This window comes from Alloacidobacterium sp. (genome assembly GCF_035631355.1).
GTDB lineage: Bacteria > Acidobacteriota > Terriglobia > Terriglobales > Acidobacteriaceae > Alloacidobacterium.
In genome coordinates this window covers 69,927-79,811 of the sequence record NZ_DASQIX010000064.1, presented here as the reverse complement: position 1 = coordinate 79,811, position 9,885 = coordinate 69,927, and the positions used below count along the sequence as shown (strand labels likewise).

The following is a 9,885-nucleotide window of genomic DNA, read 5'->3' as shown; positions in this document are numbered from 1 at the left end:
GCAGCTCATCTGCAATTTCTGTGCTGGACTTGCCCTCACCTGCGCGCCACAGAATCTGACGCTCGCGCTCAGTGAGTGGATCCGGATCGGCGCTCCATGCTTCGGCCGCCAGGTCAGGATCAACCACCCGCAGCCCGTTATGCACCCTCCTTACAGCGTCCGCCAACTCCGCGGCAGGACGGTCCTTCAATAAATAGCCCTTTGCTCCCGAATCGAGAGCGCGCCGTAGATATCCTGGGCGCGCAAATGTGGTCAGGATAACCACGCGCGTCTTCGGGTAGCGGCTGTTCACCTCGCCCGCCAGCGTCAGTCCCGTCATCTCCGGCATTTCAATGTCGGTGACCAGAACGTCAGGCGAGTGCTTGCCCACAGCGCTCAACGCTTCACGGCCATTTCTCGCCCGCGCACAAACGGCGATGTCCGATTCTGTTTCGAGTAATGCCGCCAGCGCTCCCAGAACCATGGCCTGGTCTTCCGCAACAATGACTTGAATCTTCTTGTTCATGCCTGTCGAACCGGTATATCAATCTTGATGCGCGTGCCTTGTTTCCCATCAATGCTGAAGTTCCCGCCCAGGCCCTCGATGCGCTCGCGCATGCCGCGCAATCCATTCCCTTCCTGACGGATATTTCCCCGCCCATCATCTTCCACCGTAAGAGAGGTGCGGTCATTGTCGTTTGCAAAACGCAGGCGACACTGGCTGGCCTGTGCATGGCGCACGATATTCGTTACCGCCTCCCGCACCGCCAATGCAAAAACCGTCTCTTCTGCTGCGGGCAACGACGGTGGTTTCGACTCACACGTGAGCGTCACTCCCGCTGCATCCAGTGTGCGATGCGCGCGCTCAATCTCAGCAGCCAGCCCTTCCGACCGATAACCTCCGATCGCCTCGCGCACTTCGCTTAACGCTTTCCGCGACACCTGCTCAACTTCGCCAATTTCCTGGCGGGCGCGCTGCGGGTCTCGCTCGAAAAGGCGTCCCGCCAATTCCGATTTCAGCACAATTACCGAGAGCGTATGGCCCAGTACATCGTGCAAGTCGCGGGCTATCCGTTCGCGTTCAGCCAACTTTGCGAGTTGCTCAATCTCCTCTTGCGCCAGTTCAAGCTTTGCCTTCGAGCGGATTTTCTGCGACGTAAGAAGGTTCGTACCGCCTACAATCACGCTAAAAAATGCGGCAAATGCCCACGCCCACGGAGGCAGATGCAGCAGGTATCCTTCAAGCGCCACACCAACGCAGATTGCGGCAATCGCGCCAGAGACGATGGCAATTGAGTCACTGATAAAAGGGATGAACGCGGCAACATAGACCATCATGCCGCAGGCCGAGTTGTTATATGGCAAATACCACAGGCCAAGTATGCCCATGGCTGCAAGCAGCAGGTAACTCTGCATCCTGGTGCGCGCGAATACCAGCCCGGAATAAATGGTCAGAAACACGCCGTAGACTGCAGCGAATTGCAGCCAATAGCGTCGGTCGTGGCGTACTATCGGTTCAATAAAAAAGAAAATGGAATAGACAAGCCAGACGTAGTCATAGAGACGGTTACCGTCCGGCCATCCGCTTCTCCGGCGCTTTGCGCTGCCCGGTACAGTGTGAACGCGAACCGCCGCGTATGCTTCCTCCGGTGTAACCCTTTCGACGCCCGCCACTGCATGTCTCTCACAGAAAGGCATTCTTGAAGTGGATCCGGATTTGCGGTCTTCAGCCATTTTCTATGCCTTTGCTTCGCTGCGGGTGAAAATCAGCCATGCCAATCCAAGCATGAGGAAGCTGAATCCAACCAATGCCTCCCAATGATTGAGCGTAGCACCCGAGCGCGCATAACCAAAGACGTTCAGCGCTAGTTGCGCATAATGATATGTCGGCAGTAGCGGGGCTATTTTCTGCAGAAAATGGGGAAGCACCTCAATCGGCATCCACAAGCCCGAGCAGAATGACAATGGCAGATAGATCAGATTGATAACACCAGGCGCTGCGCTTGGTGACATCAGCAGAGAAAGTAACATGCCGAGACAGGCAAATGGAATCGATCCGGCGACAATGATTGCAGTGAGGTGCGTAATCTGCGAAAGCGTGATGTGCACGCCGCCCAGCGTAACTCCTAATAGGGTTAAGGATGCGACAATAGCAACCCCAAACAGCATGCAGGTCACAATCTTTGCTCCCAGATAGGCGAGTCGTGGCATGGGACTTGCCTGCTTCAGTTCCAGCCATCCATAAGCGCGCTCAGTTGCGACGCCCGCGCCTAAGTTGAACAGCGCAGCTGCGATCATGCCGAAGCAACTGTAGCTTGCAACTAGATATTGCGCATAGTTAAGACCCGGGCCGGAGTGGCGAAAACTAACCCCAAAGAGCAGATAAAACATAATTGGAAAGCCCAGCGTCGCCAATGAGTACATGCGATTACGCAGGGCCTTCAGAAATTCGTACTTAATCTCTTTGAGAAAGAGATTCAGATAGTAGGGTGCGCTTAATGTTAAGGGGTGAATAGCGGCAGTGGCCATGCTGAATCTCCTTTAATTACTTTCCGATTTTGTCAGCGCGAGAAAAGCGTCTTCGAGCGCAGGAGCCGATATTTCCAGATCATGCAAAGTCAGGTCGCGTTGAAGCATCGTTTTTACGACTGACTCGGGATGTATCGCCGTGATAATCAGCGCATCGCGGTCTGCTGTTACTTCGCTCACAGTTGGCAGACCGCGGACAAAGTCAATGTCAAGCTGCGTAACACAACGAATTGTGCGGCCTGAAACCTGGCTTTTAATCTGCACAGGCGTTCCTTGGGCCACCATCATGCCCTTGTTCAATACGATGATGCGGTTGGCGAGCGCATCTGCTTCTTCCAGATAATGCGTCGTGAGCAGCACACTTTTTCCCAGTGCGGAGAGTACGCGAATCTGCTCCCAGAGATTGAGCCGCGCTTCTATGTCCATGCCGACAGTTGGTTCGTCAAGAAAAACCAGGTCGGGATCGCCGCATAATGCAAGCCCCAGAAGTACGCGCTGCTTCTGGCCACCGGAAAGCTTGCCGAACATCTTCTCTTCGATGCCTTCAAGTCCGGCGATGCGAACTACTTCATCAACGATCAAGGGGTTAGGATAATAGCTGCGAAATAGATCAATATGCTCGCGCACGCGCAGATTATCCGGTACCTTTGCGATTTGCAGCATGGCCCCGATGCGCGTGCGCGTCTGCGAATCCCGCGGATCATGGCCCAGCACGCGAACGCTGCCTGCGGTTGGCGAAATCAGCCCCAGCAGCAGGCGGATGGCAGTTGTCTTTCCAGCACCATTCGGGCCGAGGAGCGAAACAATTTCGCCGCGATGAATCTCGAACGAAAAATTGTCCAGCGCAATGTTCGCTTCATATCGTTTAGTGACTGAGTTCAGCCGGGCTATGGCCTCGCTTCCGGAAGAGAAGGGCTGAAACCCATCGCTGATGCTTTCCGGCACAAGTATTGTTGCCGACATCTTGCCTCCTTTGCCTTACAGGAGACAGAATGTCGCATCCTGCTACGAAAAATCAGTGGAGCATGTCACCAATCGGAGATGACAGTTGTCATTGTCAGGGGTTGTGCTTCCAGAGCGCGACCCCTCCGAGCAGCCCATCCTGGTTCGAGATGACTTTGATGTTCTTGCTGACCTTGAAGTTAATTTCCTTTGCGTTTCCACCGCCAATATAAAGGAAATCCCAGTTAAAGGTAGATGCGGTCTGCTCGATGGCCTGGACCAGCAATTTGTTCCACTTTTTGGCGCCGTGTTTTTTAAATCCGCGCCTGCCGAGAAAGTCCTCATATGTCTTGCCTTTCCTCCAGGGATGATGCGCGAGCTCAAGGCCGGGACACAGGCGGCCATCCGTATAAATGGCGGAACCGAGGCCGGTGCCCAGCGTGAGAATCATTTCAACACCATTGCCTTCTATTGCCGCATAGCCCTGCACGGCTGCATCGTTGGCTACTCGTACCGGCCTTTTCCAGCGCTTCTCCAACTCGGTCTGTAGATGAAACTCGACCCATTTAGGGTGAAGATTTGCGGCGGTGTAAACGATGCCGCGCTTGACAACGCCAGGAAAGCCGACGGCAACGCGATCAAAAGCCGGTACCTGCTCTTTCAGTGTGTCAAGGGCCACGAGCACGCTTGCAGGCGTCGGCTGCTCCGGCGTTGGTGTGCGCAGTCGATCGGTGAGCGGCTTGCCAACAGCATCAAGCAGCATCACCTTAAGACCTGTGCCGCCTATATCAATACAAAGTGTGTGAGGCGTCTTTTCGGAAGTCTTTGTTGCCATACCGAGCAATATATCGTGCGAAGGCCGCGTCTGGCTAAGAGTTCAGCCACGCAAGGGCACGCGGCAGAATCGGCTCGATTCCGTTTGTGGTGTCAAGGTCGAGTTTCTCGTGCGTAATAGGCTCGAAACTCGCCTTCACTCGATAGTAGAGCGCCGCGTCGCGATTGGCTGCCGGATGCTCCTGGTCTGGACCGCTAAGACGTGCTTCGGCGCATACGTCCGAGCAGATCAGGTGCAGGATGCGCCATGCTGCTCCGGTTGTCTCCGCTATCGAAATGACTTCCTCAATCTGTGCGGTGCGGGAAAAAGTCCGGCCATCGAAAATGATGTAATTGGCAAAATTGTTACGAGTCATGTATGTCGCGGCGTTAAGCATTGCGGACATGCAGAGCGCATCCTGCTCGGACGTGTAGTCGGTCATCGGGCCAGGAAAGAGCGCAGCACGCACACGATCCTTATCAAGCACGGCACAGCGGTCCAGCCGCATGGCCAGCGCGCAAGCAAGAGTGCTTTTCCCGGATGCGGGCAGTCCCGCAAGCAGGACCCATATCACCTTCATCAGTTTTGTGCTCGACGCCGCGACTATTCCGAAAGGATCGGTTCCGGCGCTTCTTCCATTTTTGGACGCAGTTCTTTGTGGCGTTCGAGGAAGCGCACGCAGGTGTTCCAGCGCAGGATGGCATCGTCATTGCCTGCGGGACGCAGGCGCTCTGCCTGTTCAAAAAAATCCAGCGCCCTGACGATCCAGTCATAGATGTAGCCGGTAGAACCGGGACCATCGGCGTCGTAGTATGCCTTGGCGCGACGCTCCCATGCGATGCCCGAATAGTAAGCGCGATCATACTCAGCTTCGAGGCCGGCGATTGCGGTCAGCGCGCTGGTAAAGGCCGTCGGCTCCTGCGGAATCGCGTCGGTGAGAGCGAGTACGAGGCTGATACGCGCCTGACGGTTTGCAGGGTCAATTTCGAGGATGTCGCGGCAAATGCTCTCGGCTTCGTTAGGTTCGTTGAGCAACCGGTAGCGCTCGGCTTTGGCGAGGGCAGTTTCAATGCTGTCGCGCGAGATGGGCTTGAGAGTGAACATCGGATTTCCTCCTTGTTCGTGCGGTTCTCCTTTGGCCTACAAGATGTGAAAAAGCGACTTGATTGGATCGAAGTAGCGGTCCACGACACGCTCCTTAAGCGGAATGATCGCGTTCTCGGTAATCGTAATTGACTCGGGGCACACCTGACGACAGCAGGTTGTGATATTGCAATAGCCGATGCTGTGCTTATGGCGCAAATCGCTGACGCGGTCTTCAATGTCCAGCGGATGCATTTCAAGCGCAGCCGCATAGACGAGCAGGCGCGGGCCGATAAATTCATCATGTTTATAATGCTCGCGCAGAACGTGGCAAACATCCTGGCATAGAAAGCACTCGATACACTTGCGAAACTCCTGCACGCGCTCGACGTCGGCCTGCTGCATGCGCCATGTGCCATCGTCTGCATCAGGCGTGCGCGGCTTGAACGGTTTGATGGTTTTCTTCGCGCGGAAGTTCCACGAAACATCAGTAACCAGATCGCGGATCGGCGGAAAACTGTGCATGGGCTCGAGCGTAACCGGCGCTTCGAGGTTGATGTCGCTAAGGCGCGTCATGCACATAAGTTTCGGCATGCCATTGATTTCCGCAGAGCACGAGCCGCACTTGCCGGCCTTGCAGTTCCAGCGAACGGCGAGATCAGGCGCCTGCTGCGCCTGGATGCGATGCACAGCGTCAAGCACGACCATGCCTTCTTCGACGGACGTCGCGTAGTCTTGAAACTCGCCGCCCGCGGGGTCACCGCGCCAAATGCGAAATGTGGCTTGCGTGGCCATCTATTTGTTCTCCTCGATTACGGCCGTTAGCTCTTCCGGTATCGGCGTGAGAGCGCGTTTTTCAATCTGCATCTCGCCATCCGCGCTGCGCTTGACTACGATGTTGTGCTTGCCCCATTCCGCGTCTTTAGCAGGAAAGTCTTCGCGAAATTGCGCCCCGCGGCTCTCTTTTCGCAGCAGAGCTGCTCGCGTGATCGCCTCTGACACAATCATCAAATTGACAACATCGATGGCCGTGTGCCAGCCATTGTTGTATTCGCGATTGCCTGCAATGCCAACGTGCTCGGTTCGCGCCTGAAGCTGCGCGATTTTTTCCAGCGCCTGCTGCATTTCGGATTCGGTACGCACGATTCCGACAAGGTCCTGCATTGCCTCCTGTAAGTCGTATTGGATCTGATATGGATTCTCGCCGGACGGCCCGCACTCAAAAGGCGCGAGAGCGGATACGGCTATCGACTGCAACTGCTGTTCGTCAATGACCGCCCCACCGTTGGATTTGGCGAATTCCGCGGCGTACCGCCCTGCGCGGCGCCCAAAGACCAGAAGATCAGAAAGGGAATTGCCGCCCAGACGATTTGCTCCGTGCAATCCAGCAGCGGCTTCGCCGGCGGCGAAAAGGCCCGGCACCGTGGACATTTGCGAATCGCCATCGACTCTGATTCCGCCCATCATGTAGTGCGTCGTAGGGCCTACCTCCATCGGCTCTTTGGTGATGTCGAGATCGGCAAGCTGCTTGAATTGGTGATACATGCTGGGGAGCTTGCGCTTAATGTGCTCCTCGGATTTTGGAATGCGCTGCTTGATCCAGGCAATGTCCAGAAAAACGCCGCCATGCGGCGAGCCGCGTCCAGTCTTCACTTCGCGATTGATGCAGCGGGCCACATGGTCGCGCGTCAGCAGTTCAGGCGGTCGTCGCGCGTTCTTGTCGCCCTGCGTATAGCGCCAGCCTTCGTCTTCATTGTCGGCGGTCTGCTGTTTATATAACTCAGGAATATCGTCGAACATAAAGCGGCGGCCTTCGCTGTTTCGCAGCACGCCTCCTTCGCCGCGCACTCCTTCTGTCACCAGAATGCCGCGAACGCTGATGGGCCAGACCATTCCGGTGGGATGGAACTGCACAAACTCCATATCTTGCAACTCGGCCCCGGCGCGATACGCCAGTGCGAGGCCGTCGCCCGTATACTCCCAGCTATTGCTGGTCACTTTGTAAGCGCGACCGATCCCTCCAGTAGCAAGCACGACGGCCTTTGCCTGCCATAGATAAAACCGGCCTTTCTCGCGGTCATAGCCGCATGCGCCAGCGATCCGTCCCGAATCCAACAACAGGCTCAGAACCGTGCATTCCATATGCACTTCCATGCCGCTGTGGATGCCGTGGTCCTGCAGCGTGCGAATCATCTCCAGGCCAGTGCGGTCGCCGACATGCGCCAATCGCGGATAGCGGTGTCCGCCAAAATTACGCTGCAGTATTCTCCCATCTTTCGTCCGGTCGAACAGAGCGCCCCAGGCCTCAAGCTCGCGCACGCACTCGGGTGCTTCCTTGGCATGGAGCGCGGCCATGCGCCAGTTGTTGAGGTACTGGCCGCCGCGCATTGTGTCAGAGAAATGGACGCGCCAGTTGTCGCGGTCATCCACATTGGCAAGCGCCGCAGCAATGCCACCTTCCGCCATGACGGTATGCGCTTTGCCGAGAAGCGATTTGCAGATGACTCCGACTTTCGCGCCGGTGGATGCAGCCTCAATGGCGGCACGCAGGCCCGCTCCGCCTGCTCCGATTACAAGGACATCGTAGGAGAAGTGCTGGAATTCCGGCATCTACAGGATTCTCCAGTCGTGCCAGATTCCCATCGCGCAGAGCCGTACATAAATGTCTGCGAATCCGACCCAGAAGAGGCTCGCCCACGCCCAGTTCTTGTGCCCGCGGTTCAGGCAGCTAACGCAGTCATAAAGCTTATGTCGAACCGGGTGTTCAGAAATGCGGTCGAAGACGCCTCCAATAAGATGCCTGAAGGCATGGCAGCCGAAGACATATCCGCCCAGAAGGATGACATTGATGGTCAATACAAGGCTGCCGACTCCGATGCCGAATCCGTCAGGGAAGATGAACGACTTGATTGAGTCATAGACGAGAAAAAACCAGACGATGTAGGAGAGCCGCAGAAAATAACGATGAAAGTTCTGCATGATGAGCGGAAAGCTTCGCTCGCCCAGATAGATTTTGCGCGGCTCACCTACTGTACATGCGGGCGGATCAGCCCAGAATGATTTGTAATAAGCGCCGCGATAGTAGTAGCAGGTGACGCGGAAGAGGCCGGGTATCCAGAGAATGAGAAACGCCGGCGAAAATGGCAAAAAGCCAGGATACCAATGCGGCTTTGGCCCGAAGAGCGCATGGGACGAGCTGCCGAAAAGCTCCGGCGAATAAAACGGCGAGATGTAAGGTCCGAACGTGTAGTACTGGTTCTGAAACGCAGCCCAAGTGGAATAGATGATAAAAGCGCTGAAGCCGAGGAAAACAAGCGTGGGAGAAAGCCACCAGGTATCGCGGCGCGAGGTTTGGCCGAACCTGCCATTTTTCCAGACTACGTCGGGAGCTGACACGAGTCCCTCCACGGCAGAGGGATTCAGCAGCTGGCCCATTCCACCGCTGGCATCGCATTCTTACATCCTGCAGGTCTCTTTTTCAAGAGTTAGTCAGGCCGTTTTCTGCTTGCTCTGTAAACTGCGACGCTTTTTATGGTGATGGTGTCGCGCCGGAGGCGGAAGTTCGGCTGCGACTAGCCGCTCCGCTTCGCCTGGGTCCTGAAGATAGTCAGGGTCAAACATGGCGATTACGGTTGTTGCGCGCGATGTATATCGCCTTGCCCAGTCACTGTCGATAAGCGTATGCTGCACTGCCTTCCAATGATCGGACTCAGTGGTGGCAATAGTTTGAGACTGAAAAGTGTCGTCACTCCCATTCAGAGTGCTGAGAAACTGGACGAATCCCTCAAGGTTCACGCCCATTTGAAATACAAGCTGGCTCAACGCCATCTGCTGCAGGCCATTCAGTTTGTCGAAATCGCGGCAGTAAGCCCTCGCATTCTGCACCGCCTGTATGGAAGAAATGCGCAGCAGCCTGGTAGCTTCTTCTTGCGTGATGTCCGGGCGCAGTGAGTGCGCTTTGATTTTTCGGCGATACTTTTTCTTCGACCACGTCTCCATATTGCGATCAAATCGGTCGAGAATCGTTGGTAACAGGTTTGCGTCCAGCCCGGCGGCCTGCCAGAGCTCTGCCGATGACGGCTCAATAAATGGATGTGGATTGAGCGCATCTGTCTGGGGATGGTCTGTTGCCGCAACATCGAGACCGAAGCCCGCTCCAATGAGAGGTCGCCTGGTTTTTGGATCGGGATAGGCGGTCAGCACCCAGCCTTCATGCTGCTTGTCCCGTAGAACTGCCATCAGGTTCTCCAGGCTGAACTTAATATCAGTCGGCTTGAAGTCCAGCAGGATCTCATACGAAGTTGCAAGTGACGATGGCTTGAGACTTAGCGCGGCCGATGTAGTTGGCGCTGACACAGATTGCTCTGCGGGTACCGCATCTGGAGCCTGCGCTGCCGCACTCATGAGGGTAGATGTCAGCCACACAAATATAAGGCCCTGCTTCATACAGGCCGCTGCATGCCCGGCGCTCAACTTCCTGGATCTCACAACTATCTGGAACAAGCGAAAACCCACCCCATCGAAATACAGAGTAGCGC

General features: G+C 55.8%; 11 protein-coding genes. All 11 read right to left on the bottom strand.

Features of this window, described 5'->3' with window-relative positions:
- On the bottom strand, nucleotides 1-505 hold a 505-nt coding region (locus VEV40_RS12050), incomplete at its 3' end, for a response regulator transcription factor (RefSeq protein ID WP_324832611.1).
- Nucleotides 502-1,653 (bottom strand): sensor histidine kinase, encoded by a 1,152-nt coding sequence (locus tag VEV40_RS12045; protein WP_324832610.1) that lies wholly within the window; start codon nucleotides 1,651-1,653, stop codon nucleotides 502-504. The genes VEV40_RS12045 and VEV40_RS12050, both read right to left, overlap by 4 nt.
- A gap of 63 nt (nucleotides 1,654-1,716) precedes the next feature.
- Nucleotides 1,717-2,508 carry an ABC transporter permease gene (locus VEV40_RS12040; protein ID WP_324832609.1) on the bottom strand — a complete coding sequence of 264 codons (792 nt, stop codon included), beginning with the start codon at nucleotides 2,506-2,508 and terminating at the stop codon, nucleotides 1,717-1,719.
- Nucleotides 2,509-2,520: 12 nt separating this feature from the next.
- Nucleotides 2,521-3,471: an ABC transporter ATP-binding protein gene (locus VEV40_RS12035; RefSeq protein ID WP_324832608.1), complete on the bottom strand. Its 951-nt coding sequence runs from the start codon at nucleotides 3,469-3,471 to the stop codon at nucleotides 2,521-2,523.
- 94 nt (nucleotides 3,472-3,565) lie between these two features.
- Nucleotides 3,566-4,285 (bottom strand): ROK family protein, encoded by a 720-nt coding sequence (locus tag VEV40_RS12030; RefSeq protein ID WP_324832606.1) that lies wholly within the window; start codon nucleotides 4,283-4,285, stop codon nucleotides 3,566-3,568.
- Nucleotides 4,286-4,319: 34 nt separating this feature from the next.
- Nucleotides 4,320-4,844, bottom strand: coding sequence for an AAA family ATPase (locus VEV40_RS12025; RefSeq protein WP_324832605.1), 525 nt, complete (start codon nucleotides 4,842-4,844; stop codon nucleotides 4,320-4,322).
- A gap of 23 nt (nucleotides 4,845-4,867) precedes the next feature.
- Complete coding sequence (locus VEV40_RS12020) at nucleotides 4,868-5,368, bottom strand: hypothetical protein (RefSeq protein ID WP_324832603.1); 501 nt, start codon at nucleotides 5,366-5,368, stop codon at nucleotides 4,868-4,870.
- Between the two features lie 36 nt (nucleotides 5,369-5,404).
- On the bottom strand, nucleotides 5,405-6,142 hold the full coding sequence (locus VEV40_RS12015) for a succinate dehydrogenase/fumarate reductase iron-sulfur subunit (protein WP_324832601.1): 738 nt from the start codon (nucleotides 6,140-6,142) through the stop codon (nucleotides 5,405-5,407).
- The gene (locus VEV40_RS12010) at nucleotides 6,143-7,957 is read right to left on the bottom strand and encodes a fumarate reductase/succinate dehydrogenase flavoprotein subunit (RefSeq protein ID WP_324832599.1); all 1,815 of its coding nucleotides are present in this window, start codon (nucleotides 7,955-7,957) and stop codon (nucleotides 6,143-6,145) included.
- The gene (locus VEV40_RS12005; RefSeq protein WP_324832597.1) at nucleotides 7,958-8,743 is read right to left on the bottom strand and encodes a succinate dehydrogenase; all 786 of its coding nucleotides are present in this window, start codon (nucleotides 8,741-8,743) and stop codon (nucleotides 7,958-7,960) included.
- A 93-nt stretch (nucleotides 8,744-8,836) separates the two neighbouring features.
- Nucleotides 8,837-9,793: a hypothetical protein gene (locus VEV40_RS12000; RefSeq protein WP_324832596.1), complete on the bottom strand. Its 957-nt coding sequence runs from the start codon at nucleotides 9,791-9,793 to the stop codon at nucleotides 8,837-8,839.
- Nucleotides 9,794-9,885 lie beyond the last annotated feature (92 nt).

Bases quoted from the DNA above. Each gene is read 5' to 3' on its own strand.
- VEV40_RS12040 (WP_324832609.1), bottom strand. From the start codon at position 2,508: ATGGCCACTGCCGCTATTCACCCCTTAACATTAAGCGCACCCTACTAT.
- VEV40_RS12000 (WP_324832596.1), bottom strand. From the start codon at position 9,793: ATGAAGCAGGGCCTTATATTTGTGTGGCTGACATCTACCCTCATGAGT.
- VEV40_RS12020 (WP_324832603.1), bottom strand. From the start codon at position 5,368: ATGTTCACTCTCAAGCCCATCTCGCGCGACAGCATTGAAACTGCCCTC.
- VEV40_RS12030 (WP_324832606.1), bottom strand. From the start codon at position 4,285: ATGGCAACAAAGACTTCCGAAAAGACGCCTCACACACTTTGTATTGAT.
- VEV40_RS12010 (WP_324832599.1), bottom strand. From the start codon at position 7,957: ATGCCGGAATTCCAGCACTTCTCCTACGATGTCCTTGTAATCGGAGCA.
- VEV40_RS12035 (WP_324832608.1), bottom strand. From the start codon at position 3,471: ATGTCGGCAACAATACTTGTGCCGGAAAGCATCAGCGATGGGTTTCAG.
- VEV40_RS12015 (WP_324832601.1), bottom strand. From the start codon at position 6,142: ATGGCCACGCAAGCCACATTTCGCATTTGGCGCGGTGACCCCGCGGGC.
- VEV40_RS12025 (WP_324832605.1), bottom strand. From the start codon at position 4,844: ATGAAGGTGATATGGGTCCTGCTTGCGGGACTGCCCGCATCCGGGAAA.